General features: G+C 41.8%; 15 protein-coding genes and 1 other RNA gene. 8 read left to right on the top strand and 8 right to left on the bottom strand.

Going from position 1 to position 18804, the window contains the following annotated elements:
- Positions 1-29: 29 nt before the first annotated feature.
- Positions 30-2186, bottom strand: coding sequence for an MMPL family transporter (locus N780_RS08445; RefSeq protein ID WP_036782386.1), 2157 nt, complete (start codon positions 2184-2186; stop codon positions 30-32).
- A gap of 497 nt (positions 2187-2683) precedes the next feature.
- Here N780_RS08445 and N780_RS08440 point away from each other — a divergent pair, with 497 nt between their 5' ends.
- Positions 2684-4309, top strand: a complete 1626-nt coding sequence (locus N780_RS08440; RefSeq protein WP_036782383.1) for an FAD-dependent monooxygenase — start codon at positions 2684-2686, stop codon at positions 4307-4309.
- A gap of 50 nt (positions 4310-4359) precedes the next feature.
- Here the strand turns inward: N780_RS08440 and N780_RS08435 are convergent, their stop codons facing one another.
- The 4 genes from N780_RS08435 to smpB all read right to left on the bottom strand — a co-directional run bounded on the left by N780_RS08435 (position 4360) and on the right by smpB (position 6484).
- Positions 4360-4923, bottom strand: coding sequence for a DUF4256 domain-containing protein (locus N780_RS08435; protein ID WP_036782380.1), 564 nt, complete (start codon positions 4921-4923; stop codon positions 4360-4362).
- 22 nt (positions 4924-4945) lie between these two features.
- A complete protein-coding gene (locus tag N780_RS08430; RefSeq protein ID WP_036782377.1) occupies positions 4946-5239 on the bottom strand; it encodes a DUF3817 domain-containing protein in 294 nt (97 codons plus the stop codon).
- 286 nt (positions 5240-5525) lie between these two features.
- Positions 5526-5884, bottom strand: a transfer-messenger RNA (tmRNA) gene (gene ssrA, locus N780_RS19490).
- A 135-nt stretch (positions 5885-6019) separates the two neighbouring features.
- Positions 6020-6484 carry an SsrA-binding protein SmpB gene (gene smpB, locus N780_RS08425; protein ID WP_036782375.1) on the bottom strand — a complete coding sequence of 155 codons (465 nt, stop codon included), beginning with the start codon at positions 6482-6484 and terminating at the stop codon, positions 6020-6022.
- 156 nt (positions 6485-6640) lie between these two features.
- On the opposite strand from smpB, the gene N780_RS08420 reads away from it, so the two are divergent.
- On the top strand, positions 6641-7498 hold the full coding sequence (locus N780_RS08420; protein ID WP_036782373.1) for a GNAT family N-acetyltransferase: 858 nt from the start codon (positions 6641-6643) through the stop codon (positions 7496-7498).
- A gap of 42 nt (positions 7499-7540) precedes the next feature.
- Here N780_RS08420 and rnr read toward each other — a convergent pair whose 3' ends face one another.
- The 3 genes from rnr to secG all read right to left on the bottom strand — a co-directional run bounded on the left by rnr (position 7541) and on the right by secG (position 11431).
- Complete coding sequence (rnr, locus tag N780_RS08415) at positions 7541-9892, bottom strand: ribonuclease R (RefSeq protein ID WP_036782371.1); 2352 nt, start codon at positions 9890-9892, stop codon at positions 7541-7543.
- Positions 9893-9939: 47 nt separating this feature from the next.
- Positions 9940-10689, bottom strand: coding sequence for an alpha/beta hydrolase (locus tag N780_RS08410; RefSeq protein ID WP_036782368.1), 750 nt, complete (start codon positions 10687-10689; stop codon positions 9940-9942).
- A 505-nt stretch (positions 10690-11194) separates the two neighbouring features.
- Positions 11195-11431 carry a preprotein translocase subunit SecG gene (gene secG / locus N780_RS08405; protein ID WP_036782365.1) on the bottom strand — a complete coding sequence of 79 codons (237 nt, stop codon included), beginning with the start codon at positions 11429-11431 and terminating at the stop codon, positions 11195-11197.
- Positions 11432-11731: 300 nt separating this feature from the next.
- On the opposite strand from secG, the gene N780_RS08400 reads away from it, so the two are divergent.
- From N780_RS08400 to N780_RS08375, 6 genes are all read left to right on the top strand, one after another.
- Complete coding sequence (locus N780_RS08400) at positions 11732-12484, top strand: DeoR/GlpR family DNA-binding transcription regulator (protein ID WP_036782362.1); 753 nt, start codon at positions 11732-11734, stop codon at positions 12482-12484.
- Positions 12481-13395: a 1-phosphofructokinase gene (pfkB, locus tag N780_RS08395; RefSeq protein ID WP_036782359.1), complete on the top strand. Its 915-nt coding sequence runs from the start codon at positions 12481-12483 to the stop codon at positions 13393-13395. Before N780_RS08400 ends, pfkB begins: the two co-directional genes overlap by 4 nt.
- 15 nt (positions 13396-13410) lie before the next feature.
- Positions 13411-15360 (top strand): PTS fructose transporter subunit IIABC, encoded by a 1950-nt coding sequence (locus N780_RS08390; RefSeq protein ID WP_036782356.1) that lies wholly within the window; start codon positions 13411-13413, stop codon positions 15358-15360.
- Between the two features lie 55 nt (positions 15361-15415).
- Entirely contained in the window at positions 15416-15682 is a 267-nt protein-coding gene (locus tag N780_RS08385; RefSeq protein ID WP_036782354.1) for a phosphocarrier protein HPr, read from the top strand.
- 3 nt (positions 15683-15685) lie between these two features.
- A complete protein-coding gene (ptsP, locus tag N780_RS08380; protein WP_036782351.1) occupies positions 15686-17407 on the top strand; it encodes a phosphoenolpyruvate--protein phosphotransferase in 1722 nt (573 codons plus the stop codon).
- A gap of 228 nt (positions 17408-17635) precedes the next feature.
- Positions 17636-18418, top strand: coding sequence for a LysM peptidoglycan-binding and 3D domain-containing protein (locus N780_RS08375; protein ID WP_036782349.1), 783 nt, complete (start codon positions 17636-17638; stop codon positions 18416-18418).
- Positions 18419-18804: the final 386 nt, after the last annotated feature.

Here is an 18804-nt window from a genome sequence, read left to right as displayed (position 1 = left end):
CAGGACGATCGTGCATCCCTATTACTATTTTAATTAGAGCGACCTTCTTTTTTCATTTTCTTTGAATGCCCCTTTTTGAATGGGAACCACCAGTTTAATTCTCCAAGAAGCTTCATTAGGCTCGGAACCAGCAATAGCCGGATAATGGTAGCGTCAATAAATATAGCGATGGCAATTCCAATTCCGATTTGTTTGACCGGCATTACATTTGTGAAAGCAAAAGCTCCAGTAATTACAATCATAATTAGAGCAGCAGAGGTGATGATCTTACTCGTATTTGCAAGGCCCTCTACTGTAGAATAATGATTATCCTTTGTTTCCTGGTAGAACTCATGGATTCTTGAAATGAGAAACACTTCATAGTCCATACTTAAACCGAAAACAAGGCTAAAGACAAGCACAGGAAGAACCAGAGCAATATCCGCTTCCTCAAGACCTAACAGGCCATTTTGGAATAGGAGAACAAGCACGCCGAATGTTGAGGTCAGGCCTATTACATTCATGAAGATCGCCTTAAGGGGGATTAAAATCGACTTGAAGGCGAGCATTAAAATGGTGAACGTAGATCCTAGAATAATCGCTACACTAATACCCACTTTGTCGTAAATTTCATCATAAATTTCCTGATTGAACTTTGGCTGTCCTCCGATTTGAACCTCCACATTCCAATCCTTTTCATTCCACTCCCTCATTAATTGTTGAGCTTTGTCTGTGTCTGCTTCTGTATCTATGACAACAGGTATTAGGAGTTGTTCATCTTGAACGAAACGGTTAATAGCGGGTTCTAGCTGGCTCTGCACCTGTTCTTGCTGCAAAGCCTGGTAGAGTTCATCACTCGTACCTATTTCGCTCACACTAAACAATGTAGAAACGGATTCAACAAGCTCCTCATCAGCAACTTCCTCTTTCAATTGTTGCCAAGCTTCTAACCCTTCTTCACTTAACCAATCTTGATCACTCTTCGCCACGAGATATACTTGACTTTGATCTGGGTTCAGAAACTCCTCTTCAATACTTTCGTAAGCCGCTCTTGATTCATAGCTTTCAGGCAACGATTCTATGGTAGGAATGGACAAGTTCATATTTTGAATTGGTATAATCCCTACGACCAATACCCCTAGTGCAACAAGTGTCAGGACAATTGGACGTTTCATGACCCACCTAGCGAACGTGCGCCAACGCTCTACAGATGATTGACCAACACGGATCACTTTCCACTTGTTAATATTTTCGCCAATCAGAAACAGGATAGCTGGAAGAAGAGTTAAGGCGGTTAAGACAGCAATAGAAACAACCACCATTCCTCCTAAAGCGATCGTTAGGAAAATATCAATTTGAATCACCATCATAGCTCCAAGTCCAATGAACACACACATAGCTGAGAATAGAATAGACCGCCCTGCCGTTAAAATCGTTGTCCGGATTGCCGCAGCCGGCCCATTTGATTCAAGCTCCTCGCGATAACGATTGATGAACAACAAAGCAAAATCAATACTTAGAGCCAACCCAACCATCGGAACGACGTTGAGAAGGAACACAGATAAATTAACACTATCGCCCATTAGCGTAAGAACGCCAAATGCTAAAATGACTGTTACGGCACCGACAATGACCGGAACAATCGAAGCCACAACACTACCAAAAGCGAACAATAATATAACAAGGGCAACCGGAATTCCGATAAGTTCTGCCGTCTTCAAGTCTTCCTGGCTAGCTTTATTAATATCTTCAGAGATCACAGGCGCCCCAGTTACCGACACCCCTGTATAGTCACCTGCGATGGAACGTACTTCCTTAATAACAGCTTTCATATCTTCAGGCTCTTCATCCATATTCAACGACGCATAAGCCACATCTTCCTTAAACATGGATGCATCATCTAACGGTGAAGACACTGATGTAATTGCAGAAACGTCTTTCACTTCATTTAATACGCCAGTAATTGTTCCCTGAAAATCTTCATCCTCATGAGCCTCAAATAGTAATAATATAGAAGACTTCGGAAACCCAAATTGATCATTCAACGTCTCTTCTACATCTTCGTACTCACCAGCAGTACGAAACCCATCCCCCTCAAGCTTTGAAGGAAGATCCAACGCAAAATAACCAAACACAACAACAATAGCTAACCAAAAGAAAAGCAATTTCTTATTTGCTTTCACAATGGCAGAGGCAATCGAATTCATAACACCTGCTCCTTTATACTCGTATGTAAAGTAGTACTTCTTCCCCTATTGTATACTGTTTGTAGGTGATTGAGAATTTTAAAGGGTTATTCATTATACATTCACTCGCACTACCTCCTAAGTCCTTAATGGACAAAAATGAGACACTTTAGTGTGAATGGGGCCATTACAATGTGGGGCTTGGGCATTCTAGGGGACAACTCGCTTTCCTGCGGGAAGAAGAGTTAGACGAGACCCCGGAGGGCACGCTTTTTTGCCCGAGGAGGCTCGACAGCTCGCCCGCGGAAAGGGAGCTGTTTCCCAGACCACCTTCCACCTCACCAAAGCTAAAGGAAACGTCTCTCGATCTATCGCAAACTAAACCATTTCGAATGTTTAATCACCATAATCACTACACTTTTCAACAAGAGCCCATCATAAGTAACTTTATAGTGCACAAACGGGTAGACTATACAATATAAGACTCAAATCGCCATTTTAAGAAAGGAGCTTGTTGCATGACTTCCGTTACTCATACAGACGTCCTTATCATCGGTGCTGGACCAGCTGGGCTAATGGCTGCTAATGCGCTAGAAAATCAAGGCGTGGACTGGATCTGCTTAGAAAAAAGATCTGAACCCTCTACGCTGTCGAAAGCCCTAGGCATCCAAGCACGTACACTTGAAATGTTTGAGCTACTAAATGTTCATAAACCCTTCTTAGAACGGGGGTACCCAGGACCTGGCACGAAGCTGCACCTTGGAGACACTACTCCGTCCACTGAGGAGTTGTATCATATACAGAGTCGCTACCCTTACATTCTAATTATTCCACAAAGTGAAACAGAAGAAATTTTAGAAGAGCAATTGATTCAATCCGGGAAGTCCATAAACAGAGAGCATAACGTCATCGAAGTTTCTCAAACCTCAGAAGGCGTTCATGTTAAAGCGGATAATAATGGGGAAATTCACGAATACAGTGCAAAATACCTCTTAGCCTGCGATGGGTCACACAGTAAAGTTCGAGAATCTTTGAATGTGGAGTTTGAAGGAAAAGACGATGGGTTTACATTTTTCCTTGGGGATGTAGATGTTCCCGAATTTAATGACATTTATATCAATGTATTTCTAAACGATCGCGGAGCGGCCGCTTTCTTCCCTTATAAAGACGGAAGTTATCGCGTTGTAGGCTTGGACCGTTCTAAACAAGGACAGCCGAGACAAGATGACCTGGCCTTAGAGGACCTCCAAGAAAGCTTGGATACCATTTTGCCTGAACCGCTTCAAGTCGAAAACCCAAAATGGCTCACTTACTTTGGAACCGCACACAGACAAGTTGATACCTACCGTAAAGACCGTATCTTTTTCGTAGGCGACGCCGCTCATATTCACAATCCAATTGGAGGGCAAGGGATGAACCTGGGTCTTCAGGATGCAGTAAATCTGGCTTGGAAAATTGATGCCGTCCTAAAAGGGCATGCCACTGACTCATTCCTAAACAGTTACCATCACGAGCGGTATCCTATAGGAAAAGATGTCCTCCGGGAAACCTCAGCAATGCTTAGAATTGTTTTATTAGATGGAACAGTTGGAAAAATTCGAAACTGGGCCGGGAAATGGGCATTAACCCAAAACTGGGTCCAACAAAGAGTAGCCAATCATATGTCTCATGTTTACAACGATTATGACAAAACGGAGCAAAACCGTTCGTTACGGGACCCTTCCCTTCCTAAAAAGGCACTTCAAGCTGGCGACCGAGTGCCGGATTATCTACTCTTCTTTGACGGAACAACTGATGAACGGTTGTATCCTTTCATTCGAAGGCACGGTCATCTATGCCTGATCTACATTGACGATGCTCAGGATGAGGCAGTCATTGATTACGCGTATGATTTTGCTACAAAGGTTAAAGAAAAATACTCTGGTCTTATAACCGTGTACCTTGTAGCCAGAGGAGGAACAGTTTCCTCAGACCCTGACCATGAGCTGCCGATTATTTATGATGTCCATCATGATTTGCAAAAGCATGTTGGTATGAGGAATGGTCATACTCTGCTCATACGGCCAGACGGTCATGTTGCTTTCCATGAAACCACTACAAATTCTGAGAATACATTGGCTAAGATGAAGCGATTCTTTAGTTAGATCGTAAAAACCCTCTCCAATCACAGGAGAGGGTTTTTATATAATCTAATTCAGACCCTTATTACTCCACGAAAGCCCCTCGCAGCATAATAAGACTCTGCTCCGTTATGATAAACAAAAACATGTCCATACCGAAAATCACAAAATAGCGCACCACCCCGGTCTCTTATATCTTCAGGCGTTTGCACCCAGCTTGATGTTTTCTTATCAAAATCACCAAGTTTCTGCAATGTCCGATATTGATCTTCATTCAATATTTCTATTCCCATAGAGGTTGCCAGATCGACTGCGCTTGTTTCAGGCTTATGTTTCTTCCTCGATTCTAGTGCTTCACGGTCATAACACACACTTCTGCGACCTTTAGGACTTTCAGCTGAACAATCAAAGAAAACATATACCCCTCGCTCTTTGTCGTAGTCAACAACATCCGGCTCACCGCCCGTTCTCTCCATCTCATAGAGGGACCATACCTTGTCCTCATAAGTCTCAAGTCTAGTTTGCACTTCAGTCCATTTCAGCCCTTCGTGGCGGCTCATATTGTTCTCGAAACGTTCTTTCAACACCTCGAGCAGTTCTTCTTTTTGTTCTAAAGATAATCCACTGGCCTCAGTCATGTAGCATCCCCCTTTAACTATCTTAGATATGATGCTTGCGTACTTTAGTATCAAACACCAAATTGCCGAATGGAATAAACGCAACAGCAATAGCTGAACTTACCCATATAAATGACCATCTAATTTTAAACGTCACATAGACAATCGTAGCCAAATACATAACAAAAAGCGCACCGTGAAGGGAACCCACATAGGTTACTGCCTCCGGATAGCCTACCACGTACTTAAGCGGCATAGCGATAAATAACAAAACAAGAAGGGATAAACCTTCTAAAAAGCCCATTAACCTAAACTGATTAATTGGGGAGCTAAACATAATCTTCACTCCAATTTTCTCTCTTTTAATCAACATACACATTAGTAAGTTTAACATGGATTCATTTAACCTGCTTTTTAATAAATGACTCAATGGAATGTACGTGAAAAGTTGAGTATTTCGTTTATTGTCTTATAATTACTTATAAAAAAGCACAAGCTCACTAAAAGGGCAGCTTGTGCTTTTACATTAAATTCAATCTATACGTCTGGAAGCTCATCAATGCTATCCCGCAGAAAATTAGAAAAAAAAGCTTTAAGACATAAAAAAACCACCAATTATGTATTGGTGGAGACGGTGGGAGTCGAACCCACGTCCAGAGATATCGTTACAATAGCTTCTACGAGCGTAGTCAGCATATTATATTTCGCATACAATTCGACCTACTGACAGGCTTCCTTGCAGCTAACCTTATTGGTCTCTTCGTTCATCCTAAGGTGGCGAATGAACGCGTAGCCCACTTAAGTTTGAGACCCTTCAATCTACCACATGGGCGATGGCAGGAAGGATCCTCTAGATCAGCTTATGCAGCTGCTAGAGAGAAATTGTTTTCTTTGCCAGTTATTATTGGCATGGCGCTTTACGAGTCGCCAATCGGCCCGCTACTAGAGCACGACCTATCCCTGTCGAATCCGTAACGTCCCCATGTAAATGGTTCCTTTAACGGAAGATGAGCTCAAAAGGCTTCATCATTTATATGCCGTATCGTTTCAACGACAATACTTAGTATAACATAAAATGAGGTTTTAGCAATGGATACGAACTGGTATCTTTTGTAAGTTAATAACCACTGTTTTTGATAGCACGATCAATGTCACGCTTTGCTTGCTTGCGTTTCAAGTCTTCACGCTTATCATATTTCTTTTTACCCTTACCTAGACCAATTAAAACCTTGGCTACACCATTTTTAATGTACATCTTTAAAGGTACAAGCGAGTAACCTTGCTGCTGTGTTTCACCAATTAAACGGTTGATTTCTTTACGATGAAGAAGTAACTTCCGCATTCTCGTTGGTTCATGGTTGAACTGGTTTCCCTGTTCATAAGGAGAGATATGCATATTATGAAGGAACACTTCTCCTTTACTCACACGTGCGAAGCTGTCTTTCATATTCACTCTGCCGGCACGGATTGACTTAATCTCCGTTCCTTTCAGAACAATGCCCGCTTCAAATGTATCTTCTATAAAGAAATCATGACTGGCTTTTCTATTTTGTGCGATTGCATTTCCTTTACCTTTAGGCATAAGCGTATATCCTCCTCAACTTGCGTAAACAATATTGTATCAAAAAAAGACCAGAATTCCAATTATAAAGGGCGCATCAGGCTTTCTAATAGACAAAGAATATGTCCTTGTGAGAATATTACAATTGGAAAATTGAACATCGGAAGTGGGTGACTCATGGAAACAGAACTCGTAACGCTTCGGAAGCTAACAGAAAATGACTATGACGCTTTAAGAAACATGCAGACCGGTTTAGAAGATGACTATGTTGTCCGCATCTTTCACAACCTTCTCGAACGAGAGAACAATGTCATGTATGGACTTTTTGATAAAGATCAAATGATTGCTGTTTCAGGCTTTACATTATTCTCTAGTAAATTCGCCATGCTCGGACGCCTGCGAACGGATATCCGGTATAGAGGTAAAGGATTCGGCACCGAAATCCTTCGCGCTATAATAGAGGAGCTGAGAACGATTCCTTCCATTGAATTCGTCAGCGCAAACACACAACTTCACAACTACTCAGCTCGTAAAGCCTTGACGAAATTAGACTTACCACATGTAACTACCCTGCATCCCTACATTCTAAAAGACCCACATTTTGTGAAGAGCACGCCAGGTAAGGTATGGGATACGGTGAATACAATAGAAGAAAAACGGAACTTCCTTCGATCGCTAAGGGAAAATGCTCTTGGTGCTTTCCCTTATGAAGCCTACTATCCTCTTCCGTTTGATGAATCTTTATTTACAGATGAGTACCTGAAAGATGGAACGTTTTACGTCAATTCAGATCGAACCCGTTTCTTATTCTGTAAGGTGGATCAAAAGGGGAACCTTTACCTCAACTCTAAGTACTTCTGGAATGACCATTTTGAGCAACCGGGTCTATTCGAAACCATTCAACATGAATGGTCTAAGCACGAGGATGTATACGGGGTTTGGATTGACGTTTCGTCTGAAGCGGCTCATACGTTTTCATCTGATGCATTTGAAACACAAGATCCATGGCTCTTATATGGATTCAAGTTATCCTAACGTAAAACAGGTAACTGCGACTTCGCAGTTACCTGTTTTTATTTATTTTCCGCGTTTCTTACTCTTTTTCTTACCGTTTGGGACTCCTTTGTTTTGGTAGAAAGGCTTGTTCCCTTTCTTGCCTTTAGATCCCTTCTTATCACTCTGGCCACGGCCTTCGCCTTGGCGCTTTTGCTTTTTAGGGCCATTAGGCTTATCCGTTCGTTTCGCATGAATCACCTTAGGGCGATCCGGGCGCGTAGAACGATTCTTCTCAGGAGGTTTCATTCCTACGAGCTCAAAGTCAACGACACGTTCATCAAGATCTACTTTTTCAACTCTAACAGTCACTTCATCACCAATGCGGAACACCTTACCAGTACGCTCTCCGATCATCGCGTAAGAACGCTCATCGAAGTGGTAATAGTCATCCGTTAGATAACTTACGTGAACAAGCCCCTCTACTGTATTCGGCAATTCAACAAACAATCCAAATCCAGTTACAGAACTTACGACACCTTCAAATTCTTCTCCAATCTTATCCTGCATGAACTCTGCTTTCTTAAGGTCATCCGTTTCACGTTCAGCATCAACAGAACGACGCTCGCGATCAGAAGAGTGACGAGCAATCTCTGGAATCTCTTCTTTCCAGTGTTTACGTGTTTGTTGATCCAGCTTCCCTTCGATAATGTACGTACGAATTAAACGGTGAACGATTAAGTCCGGGTAACGACGGATAGGCGAGGTGAAGTGGGTATAGAATGGTGTTGATAACCCAAAGTGACCCAGATTGTTCTCATCGTAACGAGCTTGCTGCATAGAGCGAAGCATCAGTTTTGAGATCACCATATCTTCTTGTGTACCTTTTACGGATTCAAGAAGATTTTGAAGTGCCTTTGGATGAACATCATTTGAAACACCCTTAACGTTATAACCAAAGTTCGTAATAAACTCGAAGAAGTGCTGCAGTTTAGACTCATCTGGCTCTTCGTGTACACGGTGAATGAATGGAACATCCATCCAGTGGAAGTGCTCATCAACGGTTTCGTTCGCTGCTAGCATAAACTCTTCAATTAATCGTTCAGCTACAGAACGCTCACGCAGAACAACATCTTCTGCTTTTCCTTCATCGTCGACTAGAACTTTCGCTTCTTTAAAGTCGAAGTCAATGGCACCACGTTCCATACGTTTACTTCGTAAAATCGATGCTAGGTTTTCCATATCTTTAAACATCGGAACAAGTGGCTCATAGCGTTCTTTCAGTTCTTCATCATCATCGACTAAAATACTTTTTACGTCAGCGTATGTCATTCGCTCATCTGTCTTAATCACACTTTGGAAGATCTCATGGTTTACAACTTCACCATTAGAGTCAATTTCCATCTCACAAGAAAGCGTTAAACGATCCACCTGGGGATTTAAAGAACAAATTCCATTTGATAATCGATGAGGAATCATCGGAATCACTCGGTCAACAAGGTACGTACTTGTTCCTCGATCACGCGCTTCTTTATCAATTGGAGAACCCTCTTCTACGTAGTAACTTACATCTGCAATGTGAACTCCTAAATGATAATTCCCGTTATCAAGCTTACGACAAGAAATGGCATCATCTAAGTCTTTTGCATCTGCACCATCAATGGTTACAATTTGTTCATCCCGCAGGTCACGACGATTCTTAATCTCTGACGGATCAATTTCATCAGGCGTATTTGTAGCTTGTTCAATGACTTCTTCAGGAAAGTCTGATTGAATACCGTGTTTATGAATAATTGCTAAAATATCAATTCCCGGATCATTTTTATGACCAAGAATCTGAACGACTTCTCCTTCAGCACTCATTCGACCTTCTGGGTACTTTGTTAAGCGTACAATAACTTTATGTCCATCGACCGCTCCATTGTTAGCTGCCTTTGGAACAAAGATATCATTAGGAATACGCTTGTCATCTGCAATAACGAACCCGAAGTAGCCATTATCATCGTAAGTACCAACAATTTCTTGTGTACTTCTTTCAACGATACGAATGACAATACCTTCTGGACGCTTGCCTTCTTCGCCTCTTGAATCGACTCGTACTAAAACGCGGTCATTATTCATCGCGGATTGAAGGTCAGAATGGTGAATGTATACATCATCCTTGTCATCTTCATCCGGAATTAAAAAGGCAAACCCTTTTGCATGCATCTGAATCTTACCGCGGATCAAATTCATTTTTTCAGGAAGCCCGTAACGATTTTTGCGTGTTCGTACGAGTTCTCCTTCTTCTTCTAATTGGTTCAAAGCTTTCATTAATGTTGTAAAATCTTCTGCACTTCCATGCTCAATTAATTCTTCAATTTCCTGTACGGATAAAGGTTTTGAGTCATGTTCATGGAAGTATTCGAGTACCTGTTTCTTTAACTGGTCACTCATTATATCCACCGTCCTTCTTGAATCCTTATTCTTATTAGTGTTATCTATTATTCCACTGTCCAATCAAGTGATTCTAAGAAGTTGTAAATATCTTCGTGAAGTTGGTCTCGCTCTTGACCTAGCGTAATCGCATGTCCAGACTCTTTATACCATTTAATATCCTTATGATCAGCTTCTACCTGTTCATAAATATAATTGGCGCTATCTGTGTTAATGACCTCGTCTTGCTCAGCCTGAATCACTAACGTCGGCGCGTAAATCGTATCAACTTCATCATGTACTTCTTTAATTAACTTGCCTAGTTGATTGAATGTTTGTGTGGAATCTTCTAGTAACTCGTTCATTTCTTGTTCGATTGTTTCTTCTGATTTCTTCTCTAACTGTTTAAACTCTTTGACGAATTGCTTAAAACTCTTCGTCAGCTGTTCTTCATTATCAAAGAACATTGGAGTACACATCGTTGTAATACCTTTTACTTGATTCGTGTACGTCAATTTAAGACCAAGCACACCACCAAGAGATAACCCAGCGATCGCAATCTCCTCGTAGCCAAGGTCTTTAAGATGTTGGAATCCTTCCTTCGCACTCTTCCACCAGTCTTCTGGAGTCGTTTTCACTAACTCCTCTGGCGGTTGCCCATGACCTTTGTAGATCGGTGCATGAGTGGTGTACCCTTTCTTTTCTAAAAAACGACCAAGCATGCGCACATCCGCAGAGTGGCCTGTAAATCCATGTAGTAACAATACCGCACGATTTCCCGCTTCAAACGTAAATGGTTCTGGTAGTTTGATTTGCATCTTGAATGACAGCTCCTTCTAGCTCATGTTGTATTATGATTAGTTTTACCCGTTGCACTAATTCAACAGAGGAAATAGTTAGTGGGAATGAGAATGATTTCATGGTACCACGAAATAACTCATTTAGCATAAACAAAGTCCATATGCTGGGAAGCCTAGAGGTCAATTCCCTTAAAATTTTCCTTAAAAACCAACTCTCGTAATTAGAATTATGTATGCTTAAGATTCTCGGGTTACATCTTGGAAGTTTTGGTCAATTTGAGCATTGCTTTGGTCACTTTGGGAGCTCTTTCGTCAATTCGGGGGCCTCTTTCGTCAATTCGAGCTCTCCTTTCGTCACTCCGAGAGCCTCTTTCGTCAATTCGAGCTCCCCTTTCGTCACTCCGAGAGCCTCTTTCGTCAATTCGCCCATACCCTTCATCGCTCACCAAAACCCCACTTCGGTCACTCCAAACAACTCTCCCCTCATTGAACAAAAAAAATAAGTAACGGGAGCTCCCGTTACTTATTGATTAAGAATATACCCAAGTAAAAATGTAAGAACAAAGAATAGAACAGCCGTTACAATTGTAGCTTTATGCATAATAGCATCAACACCGCGTGCTTTTTGCTTACCAAATAATTGTTCAGCCCCTCCAGAGATCGCTCCTGAAAGACCAGCGCTTTTACCTGATTGAAGAAGAACTAATACGATCATTGCAATAGCATCAATCGCAAGTAATACCAATGTTACCGTGTACATCTGATCCACCTCCTAAAACGCTCTAATACCTAAGGATAATGTAGCACAAAACCCCTTCAACGGCAACCTTTTATTAACAGATTTGCTTTAGGGGAGTGAAGGGTGCCAGACACCCTTTACTCCCCTAAAGCCCCCCTCTTCCTAGCGTTTTATTCTGATGGAAGTGAATCTCCATTGAAGGTTGTGATTGTTTTTGATATATTTTGATCGATTTTGAAAGTTTTTGATTGCATTTATGAAAGGGCTTCCTTTATATTAATGGTAGGAATTCATTTTACATTAGTTTCGGAGGTCCATATTATGCTTACACCAACACGACACGAAATCATATTAGAACAGCTTGAGCGTTACCAGACGGTTAAAATCCAAGATCTTGTTAACGAAACAGGTGCTTCAGAATCAACCATTCGACGTGATTTAAGCCAACTTGAAAACGCCAACAAACTAAAACGGGTTCACGGTGGTGCTTCTTGTTTACATCAGACAAGTGAAGAGTTAAGCATACGAGAGAAAGCAGCTCAAAATCTAAATGAAAAGGTGGCGATCGCTAAAGAAGCCGCTTCCCTCATACGAGATGGAGATTGCATATTTTTAGACGCCGGAACAACGACATACCAAATGATCCCCTATTTAAAGGGACGTAATCTTACCGTTGTAACGAATGGGGTTACCTTGCTTGAAGAACTAACTGAAAATCAGGTACCCACGTATTTAACTGGCGGTTTTGTAAAACATAAAACGAGAGCATTGATCGGACGAGGCGCTACTCACAGCCTGCAACAATACAGATTTGATAAGTGCTTTCTTGGAGTAAACGGAGTTCATCCTTCTCACGGATATACAACTCCTGACCCAGAAGAAGCACTTGTTAAGCAAACGGTTTTGACTCTTTCACAAGAAGCTTTTGTTCTTGGGGATGCTTCTAAATTAAATGAGTTATCTTTTTCAAGCATTGCTTCCCTACAGAATGCAACTCTGATTACAAATGAGAATGATCCAGAACGATTATCACCTTATCAAGAGAAAACAAACGTAAAGGTTGTGTCATCATGATTTATACAGTCACTTTAAATCCTTCCATTGATTACATCATGCATGTAGATGAATTCAATGAAGGAGATTTAAACCGTGCTAATACGACTTACTACTACCCAGGTGGGAAAGGCATCAATGTATCCCGTGTTTTAAAGCGATTGGATGTATCCAACACCGCACTAGGATTTATTGGCGGGTTCACCGGACAATTCATTCAGAATTTCCTTGAGTCAGAAGAAGTCCAACACCAATTCATTGATACAGATCAAAATACCCGCATTAATGTGAAACTAAAATCAAACGAAGAGTCTGAGATTAATGGTCCAGGACCTTCTATTACTGAAGAGCAACAGCAACAACTATTAAAACAAGTTGAGAAATTAGAAAGAGATGATTACTTAGTTGTAGCAGGAAGCATCCCCAAAACGATACCTGCCGATTTTTACAATAAAATGGCTAAGCGTTGCGGAGAACGGGGAGCTCATTTTATAGCGGATACTTCCGGGAAGGCGTTAGAAGAACTAGTAGGCACCCCTACTTTCTTACTTAAACCAAACCACCATGAATTAGGGGAATTATTTGATACTACAATTGATTCACCATTAAAGGCCATTACCTTTGCTAAGCAACTAGTAACCAAGGGCGCTACCAACGTCATTGTTTCAATGGGCGGAGATGGCGCAATTCTGGTTAATAAAGACCACGCTTACTACGCAAACGTTCCAAAAGGTGAAGTCAAGAATTCCGTCGGAGCGGGTGACTCCGTTGTATCAGGTTTTATAGCTGGTTATGTACAAACAAATAGCCTAACAGAAGCCTTCGCAAATGGTGTGGCTTGCGGAAGTGCAACGGCATTTAGTGACGACTTGGCAACTCGAGATTTTGTAGAAGAGCTTCGAAAAGAGATTAAGATTGAGGATTTAAACTAAGGGGAGGGCATCAACGTGAAAATTACAGACTTGTTAAAACAAGACACAATGATTTTAGAGCTTGAATCTAGCGCTAAAGCGGACGTCATTGATGAGCTAGTTTCCAAACTAGATGAAGCTGGCCGATTAAATGACAAGGAAGAATTCAAACAAGCGATTCTAGCCCGGGAAGAACAGAGTACAACCGGGATTGGCGAAGGCGTAGCCATTCCACACGCGAAAACGGCAGCCGTTAAAGAACCTGCAATTGCATTTGCTCGCTCACAAGAAGGAGCTGACTACGAGTCACTTGACGGACAACCCACACACTTATTCTTTATGATCGCAGCTTCTGAAGGAGCAAATCAAGCTCACTTAGAGACACTTTCTAGTCTTTCATCCCTACTTATGGATACTGAATTTCGTCAAAAGCTTTTAAACGCTGAAACAAGAGATGAAATTGTAGACCTGATCGATGCAAAAGAAAAAGCGAATAGTGACGAAGAAGAAGCTGAACAAGCAGCAAACGAAAACGAAAAACAAGATGCTTCATCAGAAGAAGAGCCTTATGTGATCGCTGTAACGGCTTGCCCTACAGGAATTGCACATACGTACATGGCTGCAGACAAACTTAAAGAAACCGCTAAAGAGATGGGCGTTAAGATTAAAGTCGAGACAAACGGCTCAAGTGGTGTGAAGAACGCATTAACGAAAGAAGATATCGAACGTGCTAGCGGCGTCATTGTTGCTGCTGATATCGAAGTTGAAACAGATCGTTTTAAAGGAAAACCAGTTGTAATGGTCCCAGTAGCAAAAGGGATTCACGAACCAAAAGAACTAATCACGAAAGCAAAAGAAGGAGACGCTCCTGAGTATCAAGGAAGCGGCCAATCCTCAAATGAAGATGGCGAAGGAAGCGGAGAGAAAACGGGTATTTATAAACACTTAATGAACGGTGTCTCCAACATGCTTCCATTCGTAGTCGGTGGCGGTATTTTAATTGCTTTATCCTTCTTATTCGGAATTAACGCTGCTAACCCAGACAGCGATCAATATAACCGTTTTGCTGAAATGTTAAGCATTATTGGTGGCGGGAAAGCCTTTTATCTACTAGTACCCGTACTGGCTGGTTTCATTGCTCAAAGTATTGCCGGTCGTCCCGGACTTGCTCCCGGTATGGTTGGTGGTTTGATTGCAACCACGACAGGTGCCGCTGATGGCGGTTCTGGCTTCTTAGGCGGACTGCTTGCCGGTTTCTTAGCTGGTTATTTAATGTTACTGATTCAAAAAGGGTTAAAAGTATTACCAGACGTATTAGATGGATTAAAGCCCGTCCTTCTTTATCCGGTACTTGGCTTGTTCTTTACAGGTATCATCATGTTACTTGTAAACCCATTCCTTGTATCCATTTATACTGCATTAAGAGATGGATTAGATAGTCTTGGTTCATTTGGTATTGTTGTAGGTTTAATTATTGGTGGTATGATGGCTGTTGATATGGGCGGCCCTGTAAACAAGGCAGCTTATACATTCGGAATTGCTATGCTTGATGCCGGGAACACAATGCCAATCGCAGCTGCAATGGCAGGCGGTATGGTTCCACCATTAGGCCTTGCTTTAGCAACAACATTCTTTAGAAACAAATTTACAGCACAAGAAAGAGAAACAGGTAAAACAGCGTATGCGATGGGTGCTACATTCATTACAGAGGGAGTTATTCCGTTCGCAGCAGCTGACCCTGGACGTGTCATTCCAGCTTCTGTAATTGGTTCAACTATTACAGGTGGACTTGTTTACCTATTCAACTTGAATCTCCTTGCCCCTCACGGCGGAATTATTGTGATTCTGACAGGAGCTGTGAAAACGGGCGGAGAAGCAGGAAATGCTCTCCTGGGTGCCGTTTTATACATCGCCGCAGTATTAATTGGTGCAATTGTTACAGCAATTATCGCTGGTGTCTTGAAAAAACCTGTGCAAAAAGGGTAAAGTAGAGTAATGTGTTCATATAAAAATTTTTAGAAAAAGATCAGGAGGTATCTCAATGGTTGAACAAACTATGACGATTACATCAGAAGATGGCGTCCATGCACGCCCTGCCACTGTTCTAGTCCAGACGGCTGGTCAATATAAAGCTGACGTTAACTTAGAGTACAATGGTAAGTCCGTTAACCTTAAATCCATTATGGGAATTATGTCTTTAGGCATCCCATCTGGTGCTGAAGTAAAAATAACAGCAGAAGGAACGGACGAAGAAGAAGCTTTAAATGGCGTTGCTGACGCAATGAAAAAAGAAAACCTGGGGGAATAATTCATGACGAGCATTAAAGGTATTGCCGCTTCTAATGGTATTGCGATTGCAAAAGCTTACCGCATGGAAGCACCAGATCTTTCTTTTGATAAGAAAGAGATTGAAAGCCCTGAACAAGAAGTGGAACGTTTCCAATCCGCTCTTGCTACATCTAAAAATGAACTAGAGAAAATTAAGGATCATGCCCTTAAAACATTAGGAGAAGAAAAGGCTGAGATCTTCTCTGCTCACCTTCTTGTCCTTAGCGATCCTGAACTAATTCAACCAATTGAAGATAAGATTAAAACAGAAAACGTGAACGCTGAAGCAGCTCTTAATGAGACAGCTAATATGTTCATCGACCTGTTTAAAAATATGGACAACGAATACATGCGCGAACGTGCAGCAGATATTCAGGACGTAACAAAGCGTGTTATGGCACACTTACTAAACGTAACATTCCCTGACCCTGCCCTAATTGATGAAGAAGTTGTCATTATCGCAGAAGATTTAACACCTTCTGATACAGCTCAATTAAACAAGCAGTTCGTTAAAGGTTTCACAACTGACATCGGCGGTCGTACGTCTCACTCTGCCATCATGGCCCGTTCTCTTGAGATCCCTGCTGTTGTAGGAACAAAAGAAGTAACAGCAACGATTAACAAAGATGATATGGTCATTGTTGATGGTATTGCAGGTGAAGTAATCGTTCACCCTACTGATGAACAGATTGAAACGTACAAGCAAAAGCAAGCTCAATACGAAGAAAAGAAACAAGAATGGGCAAAGCTTAAAGATGAACCTACTGTAACAGCAGATAACAAGCACGTTGAACTTGTAGCGAATATCGGTACTCCAGACGATGTCGACGGCGTTATAAACAACGGCGGCGAAGGTGTCGGGCTTTACCGTACTGAGTTCTTATACATGGGCAAAAACCAGCTACCAACAGAAGAAGAACAGTTCGAAGCTTACAAAGCAGTACTTGAAGGCGTAGGATCTGATAAACCTGTTGTTGTACGTACACTTGATATCGGTGGAGACAAAGAGTTAGACTACTTGGATCTTCCTGATGAAATGAACCCATTCCTTGGATTCCGTGCAATCCGTTTATGCCTAGAGCGTGACGATATCTTCCGTACTCAGCTACGCGCCCTTCTTCGTGCGAGCGTATACGGTAACTTAAAAATCATGTTCCCAATGATTGCAACGCTAGGTGAATTCCGCCAAGCGAAAGCGATTCTTCTTGAAGAGAAAGAAAAGCTTCAAAGCGAAGGTACAGAAGTATCTGAAGCAATTGAAGTTGGTATGATGGTTGAGATTCCAGCAACGGCTGTTATCGCGAAACAGTTCGCTAAAGAAGTGGACTTCTTCAGCATTGGTACAAACGACCTGATCCAATACACAATGGCAGCGGACCGTATGAACGAACGCGTTTCATACCTATACCAGCCATACAACCCTGCGATTCTTAACCTAATTAATAACGTGATTGAAGCAGCTCATGCTGAAGGCAAGTGGGCCGGCATGTGTGGTGAAATGGCAGGAGATGAGATTGCGATCCCTATTCTTCTTGGACTAGGATTAGACGAGTTCTCTATGAGCGCAACCTCTATCCTTCCAGCTCGTACACAGATCTTAAGCTTGTCTCAGGAAGAAATGATTTCTTACAAAGAAGAAATTCTTTCTATGGATACAGCTGAAGATGTTGTTGAGTTCGTCAAATCAAAAACTGGACAAAAATAAATCGTTAGATACTAAAAAGGACCCTTTTACAAGGGTCCTTTTCTCTATTTTTCCGAATTTGTAAAATGTATGTAACATGCTTGTTAGAATTGCAATCAATTTGTTGTCGTTCTGTTGTTGGGCTTTTGCAATTAGCTTGGTATAGTAGTCCATAGAGTTAGCTCGTTACTCAAAAAAAAGCGAATTTCAACAGCTCAAGGCTATTGTAATTCCCAGGAGGTTAACAAAATGAAAAAACTATTTCTATCCCTGGCGGCTGTAGCAACGATTTCTTCAACAACGGCAATCACAGCAAGTGCAGAAGAAGTAGTCGTAAAGCGCGGCGACACGTTATGGGGAATCTCTCAGGATTACGATGTGTCCGTTGAACAAATCAAACAACTGAATAACCTAACATCTAACTTAATCTTCCCAAACCAAAACCTAACAGTGACCCGCAGCGAAGACAGCCACGTTGCTCAAAAAACAACGGCACCATCGAACAGCAGTGTTTACACGATTAAACCGGGCGATACACTTTGGGGCATTGGTCAACAATATAATGTAAGTGTGAATGAGTTAAAGCAATGGAATAATTTAAGCTCTAATATGATCTACTCTGGTAATACCCTAAACGTTAACGGAGGAAACGTAGCAACGAAAGAAAAATCAACTGTTGCAAGCACACAACCTTCTCAACCTAAAACACAAGAGAAACAAGTTCAGACACAACAAAAAGAACAGAAGACCATCACAATGGAATCAACAGCCTATACAGCATACTGCACAGGTTGCTCTGGCATCACAAGAACAGGGATTAACCTTATTCAAAACCCAGATATGAAAGTCATCGCAGTTGACCCTAACGTAATTCCACTAGGCACTGAAGTCTATGTAGAAGGATACGGAAGAGCTATTGCTGGTGACACAGGCGGAGCCATCAAAGGAAACAAAATTGACGTCTTCATCCCATCTCGCTCAGAAGCTCTAAACTGGGGCCGCAAAACAGTAGACGTAACAATCTTAAACTAATTCCATATAAAGAAATGATACAAGCCCAAAGCTAAATGTCGCTTTGGGCTTTTTTATATGGACTCTTCACCCAATCTACCTTTTCTTATATGGTTTTGGAGAAAAGATGACTTATATCGCAAGGTCTTCCACGCCGGAACTAGACCTCTTTCTTCCTCAGGATACTCCCCGTTCCCAAGCCCCCTTACTATAGGTTGTAAGAACAACTCTTTAGTTTAAGTGTGGATAGTGAATACCCTTCACTTATTGCATGTTTCCGTTATTCTACATATGGAAAAGGTGGTTCGGGAAATTGCGAGACTCCTGCGGCAGTAGGAGCCCCAGGAAGACCCCACAGAGAGCGTTAGCGAACGAGGAGGCTTCCCAGCTCGCCGCGGAAAGCGAGT

Origin of the sequence: Pontibacillus chungwhensis BH030062, from assembly GCF_000770675.1 — a bacterium.
Taxonomy (GTDB): Bacteria; Bacillota; Bacilli; order Bacillales; family BH030062; genus Pontibacillus; species Pontibacillus chungwhensis.
Note: the sequence above shows the minus strand (reverse complement) of the source record. Positions and strands in the feature narration are given on the sequence as shown.

What these genes read in the sequence shown, in the direction of transcription:
- N780_RS08375 (WP_036782349.1), top strand. Translation starts at nt 17,636, where the DNA reads ATGAAAAAACTATTTCTATCCCTGGCGGCTGTAGCAACGATTTCTTCA.
- N780_RS08445 (WP_036782386.1), bottom strand. Translation starts at nt 2,186, where the DNA reads ATGAATTCGATTGCCTCTGCCATTGTGAAAGCAAATAAGAAATTGCTT.
- rnr (WP_036782371.1), bottom strand. Translation starts at nt 9,892, where the DNA reads ATGAGTGACCAGTTAAAGAAACAGGTACTCGAATACTTCCATGAACAT.
- N780_RS08385 (WP_036782354.1), top strand. Translation starts at nt 15,416, where the DNA reads ATGGTTGAACAAACTATGACGATTACATCAGAAGATGGCGTCCATGCA.
- N780_RS08435 (WP_036782380.1), bottom strand. Translation starts at nt 4,923, where the DNA reads ATGACTGAGGCCAGTGGATTATCTTTAGAACAAAAAGAAGAACTGCTC.
- smpB (WP_036782375.1), bottom strand. Translation starts at nt 6,484, where the DNA reads ATGCCTAAAGGTAAAGGAAATGCAATCGCACAAAATAGAAAAGCCAGT.
- pfkB (WP_036782359.1), top strand. Translation starts at nt 12,481, where the DNA reads ATGATTTATACAGTCACTTTAAATCCTTCCATTGATTACATCATGCAT.
- N780_RS08420 (WP_036782373.1), top strand. Translation starts at nt 6,641, where the DNA reads ATGGAAACAGAACTCGTAACGCTTCGGAAGCTAACAGAAAATGACTAT.
- N780_RS08430 (WP_036782377.1), bottom strand. Translation starts at nt 5,239, where the DNA reads ATGTTTAGCTCCCCAATTAATCAGTTTAGGTTAATGGGCTTTTTAGAA.
- ptsP (WP_036782351.1), top strand. Translation starts at nt 15,686, where the DNA reads ATGACGAGCATTAAAGGTATTGCCGCTTCTAATGGTATTGCGATTGCA.
- N780_RS08440 (WP_036782383.1), top strand. Translation starts at nt 2,684, where the DNA reads ATGACTTCCGTTACTCATACAGACGTCCTTATCATCGGTGCTGGACCA.
- N780_RS08400 (WP_036782362.1), top strand. Translation starts at nt 11,732, where the DNA reads ATGCTTACACCAACACGACACGAAATCATATTAGAACAGCTTGAGCGT.
- secG (WP_036782365.1), bottom strand. Translation starts at nt 11,431, where the DNA reads ATGTACACGGTAACATTGGTATTACTTGCGATTGATGCTATTGCAATG.
- N780_RS08410 (WP_036782368.1), bottom strand. Translation starts at nt 10,689, where the DNA reads ATGCAAATCAAACTACCAGAACCATTTACGTTTGAAGCGGGAAATCGT.